This window comes from Vibrio sp. 1288, assembly GCF_033344475.1.
On the sequence record NZ_JAWPOX010000010.1, the window covers coordinates 133,280 to 154,007 of the forward strand.

Genomic DNA, 20,728 nt, shown 5'->3' on the forward strand with positions numbered 1-20,728 from the left:
GATCTTATCCTTTTGATGGTTCAGTGTTGTAAGAAGTGATAGGTAAACACAATGAGAATCGAGCGCCGCCTTGTTCTCGATTATGGGCACATAATTTTCCATTCATACTGGCTAAGATTTGTTGCGAGATAGAGAGACCCAAACCTAAACCGTTCAGTTTAGTGGTTAGAAACGGCTCACATAAATCAGAAAGTGAGAAAGAGCCAAGTCCTGGGCCATTATCATCAACATGAATCCAAACTAAATCAGTGTGCTCATCGTGTTCTACAGATAATTCTACCTGTTTGTCTTGTTGTTCTTTGAGTGCTTCTATCGCATTAGTCAGTAAATTGACCAACACTTGCTCCAGTTGAATAATATTGATCTGCACTTCAACATCATGCTCTGGCAAATTTGTTTCTAACGTGACGCGCCCTGATTTAAATGCGGGCTTCATCAGTTCTTTTACAGAGGCTATCACAGGGAACAATCGAGATTGAGCCAACTCGTCACCACTGGTTTTTTTGGCGAAAGAGCGAAGTTGCTGACTGATATTTGCCATACGGTCAGTGAGAGCAGAAATGCGAGTGAGATTATCTTCCACTCGCTCATATTTTTCTTTTTTTAGAAACAGCTTGCCGTTCTCCGCAAAGCTACGAATTGCTGCAAGTGGATTATTCAGTTCATGGCTGATACTGGCCGACATTTGTCCTAACACCGCGAGTTTCGCCGCTTGCACCAATTCATCTTGAGTAACGCGTAAAGTTTGCTCGGTATCGATACGCTGTGCGATCTCCGCTTGCAACTCGGCAGTCCGTGCCATGACTTGATATTCCAACTTTTGATTTGCTTCTTGTTGAATTCGTTCAAGTTGCAAGTGACGCTGTTGACGGTGATAGATAAGCTGACCAATTAAAAACAAAACCATGAATGCTAGAGTGAGTACAAAGATGTAACCCATGGTGAACCAAACGATCGACTGTTTAGGAGACAGCACACGAATTGTCAGTTTGAGTTCGGGAAGGGGCAGCGAAGAGACCACCAAGGTTCCTTTATTGTATGGGTAACCCTGTTTAAGCTCAGAATGCACCTCGTCCAAACTACCCACTAATCCAAGCGTTTCAATTGGCGCATCAAGATATTGTTGGCTTGCCCAAACTTGCTTTTTCTCTTTTTTTGTCAGTGGTTGTAAGCTTTTGAGTAGCCATTCACTTCGGCTACTCATGAAAACAATTCCGTATGGGTCGCTGGCGACAAAAACACTGTTTGGTTGCTGCCAGTTGTCCTCTATCTTACTTAGGTCCATCTTCACCACGACGACACCAAGTACACCGCCAGCGTATATGATGGGATAAGAATAGTAGTAGCCACGTTTACCAGATGTTGAGCCCAGTGCGTAGTATTGGCTTCTTTTGCCTACAATGGCTTGTTTGAAATAAGGGCGAAATGCAAAATTTCGCCCGATAAAGGAGCGCTGTTTACGCCAGTTGCTGGCCGCGATCGTTGTACCCCATTGATCGATTAAGTACGTATCCGCTGCTTCAATCACGCCATTAACGGATTCTAAATACCGATTAGTGATTTCCAGTTGCGCACTGTTGTTGGGGTGCAGAAGCGCTTGATAAAGTGGATCATCTTTAGCGAGAAGATTTGGGATATGGGCGTACTTATCGAGTTTATTTTTTATATGGCCAGAAAATTGCTCAAGCTGTGATTGGTGTTTATCAAGTAGAGATTGATAACTGGTCTGCCAAACCCAATGGCCAGCGATAATTGCGCACAGGAAATAGAAAGCAAAAAATGTCAGCAGAATCCGTTTTTTTTGCGACATCCTTACACTCCTTACAACTTCCTTTGGTCACGTAAGAAAATGTTAATAGTTTGTAGGAAGGATTAGGGATTTAGTTTTCAACTCTGTGGAGTAAAACAAGAGCAAGATCTCTTTTTAGGCTTTTCGATAAAAAAACCGGTCGATTCTCTTGAAAAAGTCGCTATTGTCCCCATTCTAGATATGCTGGCGATGCTTAGACGGTGTCTGAATCGCATTTTTGAAGAAAAAATGGGTCAGCATTCGAGAATTTAGCGCAGACAATGTCCACATAGTGGCTATTGGCTCGACAGGGTTGCGACAGATCGCTAGAATGTCGCGTCTAAAAATTCTGTCCTGAGGCTAATAGGAGATACCTTTGGTTATTTTATCGAAGATATCACTGATTAGTCCGGTACTGACAACCAGTATCGATACTCGATTTAAATTAGGTGTTCGGACAGAACACTACACAAGGATGAAGCGTAAGCTCCTCTGAGTTTCGCTCATACGCTCGGAAAACCGAGCCACTTTAGAGGTTTATATATAATGCAAGTTACTGTTGAAACGCTAGAGGGCCTAGAGCGCCGTCTAAACATTACTGTTCCAGCTGCAAACATCGAAGACGCTGTAACAGCTGAACTACGCAACATCGCTAAAAACCGTCGTTTCGATGGTTTCCGTAAGGGTAAAGTGCCTCTAAAAATGGTTGCTAAGATGTACGGCAAAGCAGTACGTCAAGACGTTCTTGGTGAAGTAATGCAACGCCACTTCATCGAAGCTATCGTTAAAGAGAAAATCAACCCAGCTGGCGCTCCAACTTTCGCTCCTGTAGAGAACAAAGAAGGTTCAGACCTAGTTTTCACTGCAACTTTTGAAGTTTACCCAGAAGTTGAGCTTAAAGGCCTAGAGAGCATCACTGTTGAGAAACCACTAACAGAAGTTAAAGATGCAGACGTAGAAGAGATGATCGATACTCTACGTAAGCAACAAGCAACTTGGGTTGAAGTTGAAGAAGCAGCAGAAGATGGCAAACGCGTAAGCATTGACTTCGTTGGTTCTATCGACGGTGAAGAGTTCGAAGGCGGTAAAGCTGAGAACTTCCCTCTAGAAATGGGTGCTGGTCGCATGATCCCTGGTTTCGAAGACGGTATCGCAGGTAAAACTGCTGGTATGGAATTCGACATCGACGTGACTTTCCCAGAAGATTACCACGCTGAAAACCTAAAAGGTAAAGCAGCTAAGTTCGCAATCAAAGTGAACAAAGTTGAAGCTCGTGAACTTCCAGAACTAAACGACGAGTTCGTTGCTAAGTTCGGTGTTGTTGAAGGTGGTGTTGAAGCACTTAAAGCTGAAGTTCGCAAGAACATGGAACGCGAACTTAAGCAAGCTGTTAAGAACCGCATCAAAGAGCAAGCGATTGACGGTCTAGTTGAGCAAAACGACATCAACGTACCATCAGCGCTTATCGAGCAAGAAATCCAAGTTCTACGTCAACAAGCTGCACAACGCTTCGGTGGTAACCCAGAAGCTGCTGCTCAGCTTCCACGTGAACTGTTCGAAGAACAAGCTAAACGTCGCGTAGTTGTTGGTCTTCTACTAGGTGAAGTAATCAAATCTGAAGAGCTAAAAGCGGACGACGAGAAAGTTAAAGCTCTAATCGAAGAAATGGCTACTGCATACGAAGATCCATCAGAAGTTATTGCTTACTACGAGCAAAACGAAGAAATGATGAACAACATGCGCAACGTAGCTCTAGAAGAGCAAGCAATCGACGCGATCATCGCTAAAGCACAGGTTTCTGAGAAAGAAGTAGGCTTCAACGAGCTACTTAACCAACAACAACCTGCTGCTTAATAAGCAATATCTTGCGTAGAAGGTTGACTTAACGTTAACTATTCTGCTAACAATGGTCCGTATGATAGTCATCATCCGGGCCATTTATTTTAGGGACATAAGAATATGAGCTACCAAGAAAAAAATGCAATGTCGCCAATTATGGACGCGCTAGTACCAATGGTGGTTGAACAAACTTCCCGAGGCGAACGCTCTTACGACATCTACTCACGTCTGCTTAAAGAGCGCGTGATTTTTTTAACGGGTCAAGTGGAAGACCACATGGCAAACCTTGTCGTGGCTCAGCTACTTTTCCTAGAATCTGAAAATCCAGATAAAGATATTTTCTTATACATCAACTCTCCAGGCGGCAGCGTAACAGCAGGTATGTCTATTTACGATACCATGCAGTTCATTAAGCCAAATGTGAGCACAGTATGTATGGGTCAAGCATGTTCAATGGGTGCCTTCCTGCTTGCAGGTGGTGCGCCAGGTAAGCGTTATGTACTGCCTAACTCACGTGTAATGATCCACCAACCATTGGGTGGTTTCCAGGGTCAAGCTTCTGATATCCAAATCCATGCTCAGGAAATCCTGACGATTAAACAGAAGCTAAACAAGTTGTTAGCAGAACATACAGGCCAACCTCTTGAAGTCATTGAGCGCGATACTGATCGTGATAACTTCATGTCATCAGAGCAGGCTGTGGAATACGGTATCGTGGATGCAGTGTTAAGCCACCGTGGCGAGTAATTTGCCAGCGCATTTTGGCAAAAATTGATATACACTCATTCATGAAGAGTAAAGGCTAAGAGGTTAGCGAATGACAGATAAAAGCAAAGAAAGTGGCAGCGGTAAATTGCTGTACTGTTCTTTCTGCGGCAAAAGTCAGCACGAAGTTCGCAAGCTAATCGCAGGTCCGTCAGTGTACATTTGCGACGAGTGTGTCGACTTATGTAACGATATTATTCGCGAAGAAATCAAGGATGTTCTCCCTAAGAAAGAATCTGAAGCGTTACCAACGCCAAAACAGATCCGTGAACACCTTGATGACTATGTGATCGGGCAAGATTACGCGAAAAAAGTGCTCGCAGTTGCGGTATATAACCACTACAAGCGTTTATGCAATGGTGATACAACGAGCGAAGGTGTGGAGCTTGGTAAGAGTAACATCCTTCTAATTGGTCCTACAGGTAGCGGTAAAACACTACTTGCGGAGACATTAGCTCGATTCTTGGATGTGCCATTTACAATGGCAGACGCGACGACACTAACCGAAGCCGGTTACGTAGGTGAAGACGTTGAAAACATCATCCAAAAGCTTCTGCAAAAATGTGATTACGATGTAGCTAAAGCGGAACGCGGCATCGTTTACATTGATGAAATTGATAAGATTTCACGCAAAGCTGAAAACCCATCTATTACGCGTGACGTATCTGGTGAAGGTGTTCAGCAGGCGCTACTAAAACTTATCGAAGGTACGGTTGCATCGGTTCCACCTCAAGGTGGTCGTAAGCATCCTCAGCAAGAATTCCTACAAGTGGACACATCTAAGATCCTGTTCATTTGTGGTGGTGCTTTTGCTGGCTTAGACAAGGTGATTGAGCAGCGTGTTGCAACAGGTACAGGTATTGGCTTTGGTGCTGAAGTTCGTTCGAAGAATGAATCGAAGACGGTAGGTGAGCTATTTACTCAAGTTGAACCTGAAGACTTAGTGAAGTACGGCCTCATTCCAGAATTCATTGGTCGTCTACCTGTAACAACAACACTGACTGAGCTTGATGAAGAAGCGTTGATTCAGATCCTATGTGAACCGAAGAACGCACTGACCAAGCAATATGCAGCATTGTTTGAGCTAGAAAACGCCGAACTTGAATTCCGTGAAGATGCGCTGCGCGCTATCGCGAAAAAAGCAATGGAGCGTAAAACAGGTGCTCGTGGCTTACGCTCGATTCTTGAAGGCGTGCTACTTGAAACCATGTACGAATTACCATCTGCAACAGACGTTAGTAAAGTCGTGATTGATGAGTCCGTCATTAATGGCGAGTCAGAGCCACTGCTTATTTACAGTAACGCAGACAATCAGGCAGCTGGAGCAGAGTAAATTCAGCCATAATGAAAAAGGAGGTAAGTAATTACCTCCTTTTTTTATTTCTCTTATTGAATCCAAACAATTAGCCCCCATATACTGCCTTAAGTAATACGTTAAACGTGAAAGCGGAAGAGAGAATTATATGAACTTGGAACGTTCCGAGCGTATCGAGATCCCGGTACTACCTCTACGTGACGTAGTGGTCTACCCACACATGGTTATTCCATTGTTTGTTGGTCGTGAGAAATCGATTAGCTGTCTAGAAACGGCGATGGAAACCAACAAACAAGTTCTTCTTGTGGCACAAAAGCAAGCGGATACTGACGAGCCTACGGTTGACGACCTATTTGACGTAGGTACGGTAGCCACCATTCTCCAGCTCTTGAAGCTTCCGGATGGCACAGTAAAAGTATTGGTCGAAGGCCAGCAGCGAGCAAAAATCAATCACTTTAAAGAGAGTGACTTCTTCTTAGCGGAAGCTGAATTTGTTGTTACGCCAGAATTGGATGAGCGTGAGCAAGAAGTGATTGTGCGCAGCGCGATTAATCAGTTTGAAGGGTTCATTAAGCTAAACAAAAAGATTCCACCAGAAGTGCTAACGTCACTTAATGGTATCGACGAAGCTGCACGCTTAGCGGATACCATCGCGGCTCATATGCCGTTGAAGTTGGTGGATAAGCAGCAAGTGCTTGAAATTGTTGACGTTACTGAGCGTCTGGAATTCCTGATGGGTCAGATGGAATCAGAGATCGACTTGCTGCAAGTTGAAAAACGAATTCGTGGTCGCGTTAAAAAGCAAATGGAAAAATCTCAGCGTGAGTACTATCTGAATGAGCAAATGAAAGCGATTCAGAAAGAACTTGGTGAGATGGAAGACGCACCAGACGAGTTCGAAACGCTACAGAAGAAGATTGACGAATCAAAAATGCCTCAAGAGGCACGTGAAAAGACAGAGCAAGAGCTGCAAAAGCTTAAGATGATGTCTCCAATGTCTGCTGAAGCAACAGTGGTTCGTAGCTACATCGATTGGATGGTCAGCGTTCCTTGGGCTAAGCGCTCAAAAGTTAAGAAAAACTTAGCGAAAGCAGAAGAGGTTCTTAATGAAGATCACTACGGTCTAGAACGCGTCAAAGAACGTATCCTTGAATACCTGGCGGTTCAAAACCGTATCAACAAGCTAAAAGGTCCTATCCTTTGTCTTGTTGGTCCTCCTGGTGTAGGTAAAACGTCTCTTGGTCGTTCAATTGCTTCAGCTACTGGCCGTAAGTATGTTCGTATGGCGTTGGGTGGTGTGCGTGATGAAGCGGAAATTCGTGGTCATCGTCGTACTTATATCGGCTCATTACCAGGCAAATTGATCCAGAAAATGTCGAAAGTTGGTGTGAAAAACCCGCTGTTCTTATTGGACGAAATCGACAAAATGTCTTCAGATATGCGTGGTGATCCGGCATCGGCTCTACTAGAAGTCCTTGATCCTGAACAGAATAACTCGTTCAACGATCACTACTTAGAAGTGGATTACGATCTCTCTGACGTTATGTTTGTTGCGACATCGAACTCGATGAACATCCCGGGTCCATTGTTAGACCGTATGGAAGTTATTCGTTTATCTGGTTACACCGAAGACGAGAAGCTGAACATTGCAAAACGTCACCTTGTTGATAAACAAGTGAAGCGTAATGGCTTGAAAGCGGATGAGATCGTCATTGAAGATTCTGCGATTATTGGCATCATTCGTTACTACACGCGTGAAGCGGGTGTCCGTAACTTAGAGCGTGAGATTTCTAAGATCTGCCGTAAAGCAGTGAAGAACATCTTGCTGGATAAGGACATCAAGTCAGTAACGGTAACGATGGACAACCTAAAAGAGTACTTAGGTGTTCAACGTTTCGATTACGGTAAAGCGGATGAAAGTAACCGAATTGGTCAAGTAACTGGTCTAGCTTGGACCGAAGTGGGTGGCGATCTATTAACGATTGAAACTCAATCAATGCCAGGTAAAGGTAAGCTAACACAAACGGGTTCTCTTGGTGATGTGATGCAAGAGTCTATCCAAGCAGCAATGACAGTGGTTCGCTCTCGTGCAGAAAAGCTAGGTATCAATACTGACTTCTACGAGAAGAAAGATATTCACGTACACGTCCCGGAAGGCGCGACACCAAAAGATGGCCCAAGTGCGGGTACAGCAATGTGTACAGCATTGGTTTCTTCTCTGACAGGCAACCCTGTGAAAGCAGAAGTAGCGATGACGGGTGAAATCACACTGCGTGGTGAGGTTTTACCTATCGGCGGCCTAAAAGAGAAGTTACTTGCGGCACACCGTGGTGGCATTAAGACAGTGCTAATTCCAAAAGATAACGAGCGTGATTTGGAAGAGATTCCTGATAATGTTATCGCGGATCTGGAAGTTATCCCTGTACAGTGGATTGATGAAGTACTGAAAGTCGCACTAGAGCGAGACCCGACGGGCGTTGAGTTTGAGTCTCAAAAATAGTGATGTGTAGCAAAAATAAGTAAAAGTTTACGCTGATAAGCCCAAAAAGGCTTGTCAGCGTTTTTTTTGGGCGCTAAGTTAGTTTCGATAGCTGCCAGCCCTTGATGAATAAGGGGTGGAGCATATTTTCTTAACAATGGAACGAAAGTCATCACAAAAATAATCACAGATGACACAAAGGGGAAATTACAGTGAATAAAACTCAGTTAGTAGAACAAATCGCAGAAAATGCAGATATTTCTAAAGCGTCAGCGGGTCGTGCTCTAGATGCATTCATCGAAGCAGTAAGCGGAACTCTTCAATCTGGTGATCAAGTCGCTCTAGTTGGCTTTGGTACATTCAGCGTTCGTACTCGTGCTGCACGTACTGGTCGTAACCCAAAAACTGGTGAAGAAATCCAAATCGCAGAAGCAAAAGTACCAGCTTTCAAAGCTGGTAAAGCACTGAAAGACGCTTGTAACTAATCACGGCGTTATTTCTGTAACCGGCCATTTGCTTAACTTTTGCTCAAACAATAAGTTTCGAACAAAAATTTACAAACTTCGAGCCGAACTTTCTTAAATTATGCGCATCATACTGATGCGCATTTCTTTTTCTGATATTATTGCGCCATTATTTCTATTAGATAGAAGCAGTAGGCTTCAATTGTGGAGAGCAGTTAAATTATGATGGATCGACTACGCGAAGGCGTGAATAGCATCGCGGTCAAAATTATCCTTGGACTTATCATCCTGTCTTTCGTATTTGCAGGTGTAGGTAGCTACATCGTTGGTGGTAGCAACAACTCTGCAGCGAAAGTCGGTAACACTGAGATTCCTCGTGGTGAGTTCGAGATGGCATACCAAAATGAGCGTAACCGTATGCAAGCTCAGTTGGGTGACTACTTCTCTCAAATGCTGGCTGACCCTGCATATGTTGAATCTTTCCGCAAATCCGTTTTAGATCGAATGATCAATGACGTGTTGCTTGACCAACAAGCTGAAGCTTTGGGTCTTCGAATCAGCGACACTCAAGTGCGTAGCATGATTCTAGACATGCCTCAGTTCCAATCTAATGGTCAGTTTGATCAAGAGATCTATCAAGCTTCTTTGCGTCGTGCAGGCTTTTCGCCAGACTCTTTTGCTGAGTACATGCGTCGTGAATTGGTTCGTGAGCAACTGCTGAGTGCGCTAAAAAACAGTGAATTTATTCTGCCGGGTGAAGTACAAGCAGAAGGCAAGCTGTTCACTCAAACTCGTGATATTCGCACGATTCAGATCGACTTAGCGGAGTTCGCGAAAAATATTGAATTGACCGACGAAGAAATTCAAGAGTACTACAAAGCAAACCCAGACAACTTTACACGCCCAGAGCAGGTTAAAGTCTCTTACATCGAACTGTCAGCTGAAGCGCTAAAGGAACAAGTTAATGTTTCTGATGCTGAGGTGAAAAAGTACTACGACGAGCACTTAAACAAATACTCTTCAGAAGAGCAACGCCGTGTCGCTCACATTCTTGTAGAAGGGGACGATGAAGCAAAAGCGCAAGCTATCCTAGATGAGCTAAACGCGGGTGCAGATTTTGCGACGCTTGCTCAAGAGAAATCTGACGATTTTGGCAGCGCTGAAAACGGTGGTGACTTAGGTTGGATCGAGCGTGATGTGATGGACCCTGCTTTTGAAGAAGCGGCATTCGCACTGAAGAATCCTGGCGATACGTCAGGTCTAGTAAAGTCGGACTTTGGCTATCACATTATCAAGCTTGAAGAGCTAAAAGATTCTGTGGCGAAGCCATTTGAAGAAGTCGCTGCTGAAATCAAACAAGAGATGGTGGACCAACAAGCGATCGATCAATTCTACGAGTTGCAAAATGAGCTTGAGCGTGTAGCGTTTGAATACCCAGACTCATTGTATGATGCTTCTCAAGCGGTTAACCAAGAAGTGAAGACAACAGACTTTATTTCTCAGGTTGATGCACCTGAAGTGCTTCGTAGCCCTGCGGTAATGCAAGCTATCCTTAGTCCTGAAGTTAAAGAAGATGGCCTAAACTCTGAAGCTATCGAAGTTGCGCCTGAGCATATTATCGTTGTTCGTGTTGAAGATGCGCGTGACGAGACAGTTCTTCCACTAGAAGAAGTGAAAGATCAGGTTGTTGCAGAGCTATCTCGTGTTAAAGGTGAGCAAGAAGCGATGAAACTTGGAACACAAGTCGTTGCGGCATTGAAAGAAGGTAAGACGAACGTGCTTGCTGAAAACAATCTTGCCTTTGGTGAACAAGAGACAGTAGACCGTCGTTCTCCGTTAGCAACAACGGTATTCGCGATGGCAAAACCAGTCGATGGTAAACCAGTATACGGTCAGTCTAAAGATCTTGAAGGTAACATCATTATCATCGAGCTTGATGCTGTAAATGCAGAGCTAGATAGTGAGTTAGAAGATCAAGTTGCGATGCAAATGCAGCGTGCATCTTCTCAGCAAGATTTATCATCTGTACTAGCCGTACTGCGTGCAAATACTGACATTGAGTACTTTATTGTGAGCAACTAAGCACAATTAGTGTAATTTGTATGTTGAATAAAACGGACCGCATAAGCGGTCCGTTTTATTTTTGTCTTTATGAACTTCAATCATCAATAGGCATTACTTAAATTAGTGCGCGTTTAAGTGATAGCGGCCGTTGTGAATTCCGGGTCATCTCAGTTTGTTAAATGCATAACCATATTGCTTTTCATTGCAAACTTGATAGTGACTCGCTCTCGATGACTGTTTTTAGCCTACTATTTTGGAGATTGTATGTTCAATATGAAATGGATTTTGACATTGTGCTTATTTGTTTTTGCACCTTTTAGCATGGCTGCGGATTCAGCCACTGACAAATATGAAGGAATTGAAATTACTGTAAATATCAACACGGCCACTGCTGAAGAAATTGCGACCATGTTGAAAGGTATAGGTGAGAAGAAAGCGCAGAGTATAGTGGACTACCGCGAGGAACATGGCCCTTTTAAAACGGCAGCAGATTTGAAGAGCGTAAAAGGCATAGGTGAAGCGACAGTTAAGAAAAACGAAGACCGCATTTTACTGTAGCTTGATGTATTGCAGATATTGAGTCTGAATTCAGAACAATATCTGTTTCCCTATTACTGCTTTCCCGAACCAGCTCCTCTTTCGTGGTTCGGGATTTTTTATCCGAATAAACGACGGCGAAGGCCTTTTTCCAGTAAAGCCATTACTAACCCACCGAGTGCGCCAAACATATGAGCATCAATAGCAACGTTTGCACCGATAAGCTCAGCAGTACTGCTGGATGGGCCATAGACCTGCTCCCATGCTACTTTGGCGATTAGCCCTCCGACTAACAACACACTGCTTCTTCTGCTTTCAAAGACTTCTCTGAGCGCCCAAAATCCAAACAATCCGTGTAATACGCCGGATAAACCCACGTATACCGACATGTTGGTAAACAAATTCAGCGCACCAACACATGCACATAAGATTGAAAAAACGATAAGGAAGTTACGAGTGCTTGGGCGAAAAATAAAAGTAATGATCCACAATCCGGCGAGGTTCATTCCTAAGTGCGCAAAGTTGGTATGTGTGAGATTTCCTGTTACGATTCGCCACCATTCACCATGGCGTATATTGTAGCTGTGCCACTCGGTTAGGCTTGCCATTGGTTCAAATTGAAGTATCAAACAGATCACGCTGATAATACTCAGCAAGGTATAAAGGTTCACTCTATGTCTCGTTATTGTTCTCGTTGTGGAAAATCGCAAAAAGCGTGTATTTGCCAATGGATTGTACCGCTGGCAAGCGAGGTAGAACTTATCATTCTTCAGCACACGAGTGAAGAACATCGTCCGCTTGGTACGGCACGGATTCTCAATTTGAGTTTAGATAACTGTATTTGTTTGATAGGAGAGGACTTTTCTTGTGATGATGTCTTAAATCACTTATTAGCGGATAAGTCATATCAACATTTTGTTCTTTACCCATCTGAAGAGTCACGATGCATTTCTGAAATCACTCAAGCGAGTCATAGTGTATCTAAGAAAATACGTTTGATTTTGCTCGATGGTACGTGGAAAAAAGCGTACAAAATGTGGCAACTCTCAAGCAACTTACATTCATTCCCAACCGTGCAGTTGCCTAAGCAACTACAAGGGCACTACACCATTCGTAAGGCGCCCTCTGAGAATAGCTTATCGACAGTCGAGGCTGGTTATCATTCGCTTCGCTTGCTTGAACCCGAGCGAGACTTTACACCGCTGATGCGTGCCTTTGAAAAGATGATCGAATTCCAAATCGCCCAGATGCCTCCGGGCGTTTTTGAAAAGAATTACTTGAAAGGTTGAGTGTTACTAAAGAACGATGGAAGAGAAAAGTTGGCGGTGTAGCTTTTGCGCGTGACCATCGGTCATTGCAGAAATATAATCGGCGATGACCCTCATCTTATTGCTCTCGCTCTTCGCCTGACACCACAGATCTTTTGTATGAACGGGTAGTAATCGCTCTGGGTCTGCTGTTAACGCTTCAAAAATATCCATAATAATTTGCTGACCCTTATACTCAACGATCTGGACCTGCGGGACTTGGATAACGAAGGTGCTGACAAAGTGCTTGAGTACGTCAAGTGCACGTGCCATCTGTGGTTCTAAACACGCATTCCAAGACAGTAACGGGTTATTAAACGGCTCATCCACCGCTTTGATTGAAATGCTGGTCAGTAGCGCGTTAACCATACCACCGATGGCATCTTTCCGCTCATGGTGCTTACCGCTAAATAGCATCTGTCCGATGGAATCGATATGAGCTTCAAACCACGGGTCGCCACAGTCCACTAATTGACTTGCTGCGCCTTCTTGCCATTGCTGACGTGTCACCATACCAAGTACGATTGCATCTTCTAAATCATGAACACCGTAGGCGATATCATCTGCTAACTCCATGATTGAGCAATCGAGTGATTTAAAACGCGTTTTACTGTGCTCAAACTCCGATTCTGGCGTTGAACGCATCAGACTAAGCAATGCCTTGTCGTTGTCAGAAAGCGGTGCAATTACCCAATCAAATAAGTCTTTATCACAATCATAAATGCCTTTAGCTGGGCTCCAATCTTTTGCTTTTAGTTTACGTTGATGCTCGGCTGGTTGAGGCAACTTGACGGAGCGTGTTTGACTAATGAGGGCAGGGTACTTAATCAAACCAAGCAGTGTGCGGCGTGATAAATTCATTCCGAAATGCTCGGTATAAGGCTCTAACTTAGTGACGATACGAAAGGTTTGGGCGTTCCCCTCGAAGCCGCCATGTTCGCGCATTACGTAGTTTAGAGCGACTTCTCCCCCATGACCGTATGGAGGATGCCCGATGTCGTGAGCCAAACATAATGAATCAATTAAGCTGTCTGATGGTAATAGTTCACGGAACTCTGGTTGTTTTTTCTTTAACTGGGCGACGATACCGGTCCCGAGTTGCGACGCTTCTAAGGAGTGCGTTAACCGACTGCGGTGAAAGTCTTCCAAGCTATTGCCGTGTACTTGGGTTTTTGCTTGTAGGCGTCGAAATGCAGCCGAGTGAAGAATGCGCGCTCGGTCTCGTTGGTACGGGCTCCGATGGTCGTCTCGACGGATTTTATGCTCATCATCATGGCGCTCTTGCCATTGCGGGTGTAATTCAAACGACACGATTATCTCCGTAAGCTAACTGATTTCATCTAACGATAATTCGAAACTTGGGGCAAAGGTATTGAGAAAGTAATCCATTTCAGGCGTTCTGCGTTCTTGCAAAGTGACGTCTAAGCGTTTTTTTGCCAGAGCGAACTCATGGTTGCCGGCGCTTAGTTCTTCGAGACATTTTAAATAGGCACAGATGGAATCGGCTTGCTTAACGATTTTTGCGTCCTCTTCATGTGCAGAGTGAGAAAGAAGATAGGGGGCAAAATCATCTCGGAACTCTTCCGGTAACATTGAGAGTAATTTTTGCTCCGCTGCCGATTCTATCTTCTTATATTCTTTGGCAATTTCAGGGTTGTAATACTTCACTGGAGTCGGAAGATCACCCGTTAATACTTCACTGGAGTCATGGTACATGGCAAGAATCGCGATGCGTTCTGGATTAAGGTTGCCGCCGAACTTTTTGTTTTTAATGAGGGCAAGGGCATGAGCGACAAAAGCAACTTGTAAGCTATGCTCTGAAACGTTTTCTGGTGAGACGGACCGCATTAAAGGCCAGCGTTGGATCAGCTTCATTCGAGCCAGGTGGGCGAAAAAATGGCTTTCTTTCATGGCTTTCTCCGTTTCTGGTGTAAAAAAGGAACTCACTAGGAGTTCCTCTAAGCATATGAGAGATCAGCACTAATTACTACCAGTGATTCATTACTGGCTGTAGGTTGATAGGAATCTTTCAAAACGTCCAATGGCGATTTCTAGATCTTCAACGTGCGGTAGTGTCACGATGCGGAAGTGGTCTGGTTTTGGCCAGTTAAAGCCGGAACCTTGCACCAGTAAGACTTTCTCTTGTTTTAAGAAATCTAAAACCATCTGTTGATCGTTCTTGATGTTGTACATTTTAGTGTCGATTTTCGGGAAGAGGTACATCGCACCCTTAGGTTTGACACAAGAAACGCCAGGAATCTGATTGATCAGTTCATACGCTCGGTTGCGCTGCTCTAACAAGCGTCCGCCAGGTAAAATCAGTTCATTGATACTCTGGTATCCACCTAACGCGGTTTGAATGGCATGTTGCATTGGTACGTTTGCACATAAACGCATCGATGAAAGCAGCTCCAAGCCATTCACGTACCCTTGAGCCAGATGTTTAGGCCCCGTTAAGAACATCCAGCCACCACGGAAACCACAAACACGGTAGGCTTTTGAAAGGCCATTGAATGTCATGACTAGCACGTCTTCAGTGAGTGTGGCGACTGAGGTATGTGTTGCACCGTCGTACAACACTTTGTCGTAGATCTCATCTGCGAAAATGATCAGTTTGTGCTGGCGTGCTATCTCAATCACTTCAAGTAGGAAGTCACGGCTGTATACCGCACCTGTCGGGTTGTTCGGGTTGATCAGAACAATGCCACGTGTCTTTGGTGTGATTTTCTTTTTGATGTCTTCAAGGTCTGGGTACCAGTCAGCCTCTTCATCACATAGATAATGAACCGGCTTACCACCAGATAGTGCAACTGAAGCTGTCCATAACGGATAGTCTGGTGCTGGGATCAGCATTTCGTCGCCATTGTTTAATAGCGCTTGCATGGCCATTACGATCAACTCAGACACGCCGTTACCTACATACACATCTTCTACATCTAGCGAGCGTATACCTTTACGCTGATAGTGTTGGACCACAGCTTTACGAGCAGAGTAAATACCTTTGGAATCACAATAGCCTTGAGAAGTCGGCAGATTACGAATCACGTCGACTAAAATCTCATCAGGGGCGTCAAAACCAAATGGGGCAGGGTTACCAATGTTTAGCTTTAGGATTTTATGCCCTTCTTCCTCCATGCGCTTAGCATGTTTGAGTACAGGACCCCTAATGTCGTAGCAGACATTGTCGAGTTTTGACGACATCCCGATATTTTGCATTGTTTAATTCCTAAAAATTCGTTAATTTCTTTATTAAAATACAATAATTTGTTTTTTATTAGAATATATATCTGTAAATAATCTGTCTGCTGGTTAAGTTTTGCTCGCTTGCTATCACAGGATTTTGCAAAAGATCGCATACGACCTTGATTTGCTTTGGGTCTAAACTTAGAGTAGCCGTCAGTTACCATTTATCCTCACATACAACGAGGTTGATTTGTCACAGTTCCATCAAGCCGTAAAGAGAATTATCGAGCGAGTTCAGCAATCGGAAGGCAATCAAACACGTCTGGTCGAGCCCCTTAGCGAGAAACCCAATTTCTCATTTATTGATTGGCTTGATGCACAACCACTTTTCCCTAAGTTTTATTGGCAGTCCCGCGATACACGTGAAGAGGTCGTTGCACTAGGGCAATTGCACGCTTTTGTTGAGCCAGGTCCTGCTTATACCATTCTAGGTGAAGGGCAAAGAGTCTGGGGCGGGCGCTCTTTTGATGGACAGCATGAGAAGAATCGTCGCTGTATGCCTTCTTTTTTCTTTTTGCCTCAAATTGAGTTAATTCGTTTTGACCATCAGTGGTCTCTCGCAGTTAATATTTCAGAAGACAAATCGCGAACTCTAGCTGGGTTGAATAAACTGGTTTGTGAGGTCGCGGCCTTAGCTCCAATTTCGTCTCACATCCGCTCTATTGTTCATACGCCAAGTCAGCCTCAATGGAATGAGTTAGTTCATAAGGTTCTGACTGGTATAGAGAATGATGATTTTAAGAAAGTGGTTTTAGCGCGTCGCTCTACCGTGCAGCTTGATAACACATTAAGTGCTGCACAGCTACTTAAAGCAAGTTACTTAAATAACCATCATAGCTTCCATTTCATGCTGAGCTTAGACAGTAAGCACAGTTTTATGGGGTCTACACCAGAACGTTTGTATTCTCGCGTAGGGCATGAGCTACATACCGAAGCGTTAGCAGGTACGATTGGTCGGGGAGACAATGCCACTCAAGATATGGAGTTGGCGAATTGGTTATCCCAAGACCAAAAGAACCTCAACGAAAACCAGTATGTGGTGGACGACATCATTGATCGTCTATCACCGCATTCTGAAATGGTTGAAGTGGAAGCTGAACCGAGTTTGGTCAGACTACGAAAAGTGCAGCACCTTAAGCGAAATATTCACGCTAGTCTAAGAGCGGGGATAAATGGTGTTCAGTTGTTATCGGCGCTTCAGCCAACAGCGGCGGTTGCTGGCTTACCCCGACAAGAGTCCATGCAGTTTATTCTTGATAATGAGCCCTTTGCACGCGGCTGGTACGCGGGGTCAATGGGTTATATAAGCCATGAACGAGCAGAGTTTTGTGTTGCAATCAGAAGCGCGCTTGTGCTCGGTGATCAAGTACAACTGTTTGCGGGCGCAGGGATTGTGCCTGGTTCTGTGGCAGAACATGAGTGGGCAGAACTTGATAAGAAAATGTCGACGTTACTTACGCTGATTTCTGATCATCCGCCATTGGGAGTCGCATCATGAGTCATGACCAAGCGGTGCTCAATCGAGTTTGGTCAGAAACCATATTGATTGAGCTTCAGCGATTTGGCGTTAAGCATGTTTGTATCGCTCCCGGATCTCGTTCTACTCCTTTAACTTTAGAAGCGGCAGAACAGTCCGACTTTTCCATTCATACTCATTTTGATGAGCGTGGACTGGGCTTTATGGCTCTTGGTTTAGCGAAAGCTACTCAGGAGCCAGTGGCAATTATCGTTACCTCTGGTACGGCAGTGGCGAACCTATTACCGTCGGTTGCCGAAGCCAAACTTACTGGTGAAAAACTGGTGCTGCTGACAGCAGATCGTCCAGTAGAACTTGTCGGCTGTGGTGCAAACCAAGCGATAAATCAATTGGGTATCTTTTCACATCATGTTTCGGCCAGTTTGAATTTACCAAGCCCAAATTTAGCAACGTCGCTTAACTGGTTGCTGACCTCTGTTGACGAAGTGATGTTTACTCAGCAATTGCAGGGTAGTGCTGTTCATATTAATTGTGCATTTCCAGAGCCTTTGTACTCCAATACAGAAAAGAGTACCTATCAGGATTACCTTGATACCGTTGCTGGCTGGCGAGATAGCAAGGTGACGTATTGCCAGCGCTTTAACCCGAAAACCAGCAGTGCAATTCCAAGCTGTGGGGATAACAAAGGTGTGGTGGTCATTGGTAGTTTGCCACTGGTTCAGGCTCAAGCTGCACGAGCGTTTGCAGAGCAAATGGGCTGGCCAGTCCTTGCTGATCCACAAAGTGGTGTCAGTTCGGATTGGGCGCATTTTGATTTATGGTTGCAGAATTCGAAATTGGCTAGCCTACTGGATGGCTGTGACTTAATCGTGCAGTTCGGTAGTCGAATCATTTCTAAACGTTTTAATCACTGGTTAGAAAAACACGTAGCACGTAATCAGCAAGGTGGTGACATTCAATATTGGTACGTATCGCCTCGATTAGAGCGAGATAACCAAAGTCACTTACCACAATGGCACTGGGCGGAGCAGCCAAGCTCATGGGTTGAACGTACGACGGAGTTTTCATCAGAACATGCTGGTTGGGCAAATGAACTTGCCGCGGACATCAAACAGGTCACGCAACACGCGAAAGGCTTGTTTGCTTCTGACCCTAAGAGTGAGCTGAGTGAGATTGCGTTAGCGATTGATGTGGCTGAGCGTGCTCAGGGTGTGGATCTGTTTGTTGGCAACAGTCTGTTTGTCCGATTGATCGACATGTTCGGCAAGCTTGATAACACAGAGGTTTTCACTAACCGTGGTGCGTCTGGCATTGATGGGCTGTTTGCTACAGCAAGCGGGGTACAACGCGCGCGCCAGAACCCGATGTTAATGTTTATTGGCGATACTTCTGCCTTATATGGGCTGAACTCATTGGCACTGTTTACGCACAACAAGTTGCCTTCGGTGTTGGTGATTACTAACAACGATGGTGGGGCGATTTTTGACTTACTGCCTGTACCGCAAGAGCATCGCGAGTCGTTCTATCAAATGCCTCATGGTTATGAATTTGAACATGCAGCGAAACAGTTTGGTTTACAGTATTGCAAACCGAACACGCTGGCTGAGTATCAATCTATAGTCTCTGAGCATTTTGCTAGCGGCGAAGGGGCGTTAGTGGTTGAAGTTCAAACGCCATCGAACCAAGCGGTAGAGCAACTAAAATCCTTCAACAAGAATTTGCATGCTCTATTCTAAACGCTTCCCAGCAACGGAAAAGCACCAAAGTAGTATTTTGCCTACTCTGGTGTTTTTGCATGGTTTGTTTGGTAGCGGTGAAGACTGGCAATCGTGTATCAACGCGTTACCCGAATATGAACGTGTTACGGTTGACCTTCCTGGTCACGGACGCAGCCAATCTATTTTTTGCTGCGATTTAAATGATTGCTGCAAACTTCTTGGTTCCACACTATCTTTATTATTTCCCTCACAACAACCACTTATTTTGATTGGATACTCTATGGGCGGCCGCATTGCGATGCATGGTATTGCCCATCAATGCTTTCCAGAGCTCAATATTGCAGGCGCGATTATTGAAGGGGGAAACTTCGGGCTTCAAACTGAGTCAGAGAAACAGGTGAGATTAGAGAATGATGCTCGCTGGGCAATGCGTTTCAAAACTGAACCACTTGAACGTGTTTTGAACGATTGGTACCAACAAGCGGTGTTTTCTTCACTAAACCATGAGCAAAGACAAACATTCATTGCGAAGCGAAGTGATAATCTTGGCTCAGCGGTGGCGAATATGTTGATGGCGACATCGTTAGCCAAACAGGCATATTTGTTGCCCTCACTGCAAAAGCAGAACATACCAGTGTATTACTTGTGTGGTGAGAAAGACCAAAAATTTAGCCAACTGGCACAACGTAGCGGGTTGGCGTATCGACAAGTTGAAGGCGCTGGTCATAACGTCCATCAAGAGCAGCCCAAACAGTTTGCGATACATACCAAGCAAATAATTCAGTCTCACTTTGGTGAGAGTAACGAGAACAATGGGAATCACCATGGCTAAAACAGTAGGCATTTCTGAAGAAGAACTTTACGCTCCGGTTCAATGGAAAGATTGCGGCGATAAATACGAGGACATTCATTACCATAAGTCTGAAGATGGTATCGCGAAAATCACCATTGCGCGTCCTCAAGTGCGTAACGCGTTTCGTCCTCAAACGGTAAAAGAGATGATTGATGCGTTGGCAGATGCGCGTTACGACTCTGGTGTTGGCGTGATCATTCTGACAGGTCTAGGTGAAGACGCATTCTGTTCTGGCGGCGACCAGAAGATCCGTGGCGACTACGGCGGCTATAAAGACGACCAAGGCACACATCACCTCAACGTATTGGACTTCCAACGCGATATTCGTACTTGTCCAAAACCAGTGATCGCATCGGTAGCTGGTTGGGCTGTTGGCGGTGGTCATGTACTGCATATGATGTGTGATCTAACAATTGCAGCTGACAACGCTCAATTTGGTCAAACAGGCCCTAAAGTGGGTTCATTTGACGGCGGTTGGGGCGCATCTTATATGGCTCGTATCGTAGGCCAAAAGAAAGCTCGCGAAATTTGGTTCCTATGTCGTTTCTACAATGCTCAAGAAGCGGTAGACATGGGCCTAGTAAACACAGTTGTACCACTAGCGGATCTAGAGAAAGAAACCGTTCGTTGGTGTCGTGAAGTACTACAGCACAGCCCAATGGCATTGCGCTGCCTGAAAGCTGCATTAAACGCAGATTGTGATGGTCAAGCGGGTCTGCAAGAGCTAGCGGGTAACGCAACGATGATGTTCTACATGACTGATGAAGGCCAAGAAGGTCGTAATGCCTTTAACGAGAAGCGTCGCCCAGACTTCGATAAATTCCCTCGCAACCCATAATCCGTCTAAATGAGGAGCGTGTTAGCTCCTCTGTTACTTT

Annotated in this window: 17 protein-coding genes; 12 read left to right on the plus strand and 5 right to left on the minus strand. The window is 44.7% G+C overall.

Annotated features, from left to right (window positions below; genetic code table 11):
• Positions 1 to 4: 4 nt before the first annotated feature.
• Positions 5 to 1,810: a sensor histidine kinase gene (locus tag R8O11_RS09980; RefSeq protein WP_269334366.1), complete on the minus strand. Its 1,806-nt coding sequence runs from the start codon at positions 1,808 to 1,810 to the stop codon at positions 5 to 7.
• A 525-nt stretch (positions 1,811 to 2,335) separates the two neighbouring features.
• On the opposite strand from R8O11_RS09980, the gene tig reads away from it, so the two are divergent.
• From tig to R8O11_RS10015, 7 genes are all read left to right on the plus strand, one after another.
• Complete coding sequence (gene tig, locus R8O11_RS09985) at positions 2,336 to 3,643, plus strand: trigger factor (RefSeq protein ID WP_005382251.1); 1,308 nt, start codon at positions 2,336 to 2,338, stop codon at positions 3,641 to 3,643.
• 105 nt (positions 3,644 to 3,748) lie between these two features.
• Entirely contained in the window at positions 3,749 to 4,375 is a 627-nt protein-coding gene (gene clpP / locus R8O11_RS09990; RefSeq protein ID WP_005382347.1) for an ATP-dependent Clp endopeptidase proteolytic subunit ClpP, read from the plus strand.
• 70 nt (positions 4,376 to 4,445) lie between these two features.
• Positions 4,446 to 5,726, plus strand: coding sequence for an ATP-dependent protease ATP-binding subunit ClpX (gene clpX, locus R8O11_RS09995; protein WP_318194106.1), 1,281 nt, complete (start codon positions 4,446 to 4,448; stop codon positions 5,724 to 5,726).
• A 130-nt stretch (positions 5,727 to 5,856) separates the two neighbouring features.
• On the plus strand, positions 5,857 to 8,208 hold the full coding sequence (gene lon / locus R8O11_RS10000; RefSeq protein ID WP_005382343.1) for an endopeptidase La: 2,352 nt from the start codon (positions 5,857 to 5,859) through the stop codon (positions 8,206 to 8,208).
• A 191-nt stretch (positions 8,209 to 8,399) separates the two neighbouring features.
• Entirely contained in the window at positions 8,400 to 8,672 is a 273-nt protein-coding gene (locus R8O11_RS10005) for an HU family DNA-binding protein (protein WP_005382341.1), read from the plus strand.
• Positions 8,673 to 8,873: 201 nt separating this feature from the next.
• The gene (gene ppiD, locus R8O11_RS10010; RefSeq protein ID WP_318194107.1) at positions 8,874 to 10,733 is read left to right on the plus strand and encodes a peptidylprolyl isomerase; all 1,860 of its coding nucleotides are present in this window, start codon (positions 8,874 to 8,876) and stop codon (positions 10,731 to 10,733) included.
• Positions 10,734 to 10,988: 255 nt separating this feature from the next.
• Positions 10,989 to 11,273, plus strand: a complete 285-nt coding sequence (locus R8O11_RS10015) for a ComEA family DNA-binding protein (protein WP_031777211.1) — start codon at positions 10,989 to 10,991, stop codon at positions 11,271 to 11,273.
• A 98-nt stretch (positions 11,274 to 11,371) separates the two neighbouring features.
• Here R8O11_RS10015 and rrtA read toward each other — a convergent pair whose 3' ends face one another.
• Positions 11,372 to 11,923: a rhombosortase gene (gene rrtA, locus R8O11_RS10020; RefSeq protein ID WP_005382331.1), complete on the minus strand. Its 552-nt coding sequence runs from the start codon at positions 11,921 to 11,923 to the stop codon at positions 11,372 to 11,374.
• Positions 11,924 to 11,926: 3 nt separating this feature from the next.
• Between rrtA and R8O11_RS10025 the strand changes: the two genes are divergently transcribed.
• A complete protein-coding gene (locus R8O11_RS10025) occupies positions 11,927 to 12,541 on the plus strand; it encodes a tRNA-uridine aminocarboxypropyltransferase (RefSeq protein ID WP_017819919.1) in 615 nt (204 codons plus the stop codon).
• Between the two features lie 6 nt (positions 12,542 to 12,547).
• Here R8O11_RS10025 and R8O11_RS10030 read toward each other — a convergent pair whose 3' ends face one another.
• From R8O11_RS10030 to R8O11_RS10040, 3 genes are all read right to left on the minus strand, one after another.
• Entirely contained in the window at positions 12,548 to 13,870 is a 1,323-nt protein-coding gene (locus R8O11_RS10030) for an anti-phage deoxyguanosine triphosphatase (protein WP_017819918.1), read from the minus strand.
• Positions 13,871 to 13,885: 15 nt separating this feature from the next.
• The gene (gene yfbR / locus R8O11_RS10035; RefSeq protein ID WP_021707675.1) at positions 13,886 to 14,470 is read right to left on the minus strand and encodes a 5'-deoxynucleotidase; all 585 of its coding nucleotides are present in this window, start codon (positions 14,468 to 14,470) and stop codon (positions 13,886 to 13,888) included.
• Between the two features lie 90 nt (positions 14,471 to 14,560).
• Positions 14,561 to 15,775: a pyridoxal phosphate-dependent aminotransferase gene (locus R8O11_RS10040; RefSeq protein WP_005384283.1), complete on the minus strand. Its 1,215-nt coding sequence runs from the start codon at positions 15,773 to 15,775 to the stop codon at positions 14,561 to 14,563.
• A gap of 217 nt (positions 15,776 to 15,992) precedes the next feature.
• Here R8O11_RS10040 and R8O11_RS10045 point away from each other — a divergent pair, with 217 nt between their 5' ends.
• Genes R8O11_RS10045 through menB form a run of 4 tightly spaced genes read left to right on the plus strand, consistent with a single transcriptional unit; the run spans position 15,993 to position 20,688 of the window.
• On the plus strand, positions 15,993 to 17,300 hold the full coding sequence (locus R8O11_RS10045; RefSeq protein ID WP_149191945.1) for an isochorismate synthase MenF: 1,308 nt from the start codon (positions 15,993 to 15,995) through the stop codon (positions 17,298 to 17,300).
• On the plus strand, positions 17,297 to 19,015 hold the full coding sequence (menD, locus tag R8O11_RS10050) for a 2-succinyl-5-enolpyruvyl-6-hydroxy-3-cyclohexene-1-carboxylic-acid synthase (protein ID WP_017819992.1): 1,719 nt from the start codon (positions 17,297 to 17,299) through the stop codon (positions 19,013 to 19,015). Before R8O11_RS10045 ends, menD begins: the two co-directional genes overlap by 4 nt.
• On the plus strand, positions 19,002 to 19,829 hold the full coding sequence (menH, locus tag R8O11_RS10055; RefSeq protein ID WP_017819993.1) for a 2-succinyl-6-hydroxy-2,4-cyclohexadiene-1-carboxylate synthase: 828 nt from the start codon (positions 19,002 to 19,004) through the stop codon (positions 19,827 to 19,829). The genes menD and menH overlap by 14 nt, the downstream gene beginning before the upstream one ends.
• Positions 19,822 to 20,688, plus strand: coding sequence for a 1,4-dihydroxy-2-naphthoyl-CoA synthase (gene menB / locus R8O11_RS10060; RefSeq protein ID WP_038887944.1), 867 nt, complete (start codon positions 19,822 to 19,824; stop codon positions 20,686 to 20,688). Before menH ends, menB begins: the two co-directional genes overlap by 8 nt.
• Positions 20,689 to 20,728: the final 40 nt, after the last annotated feature.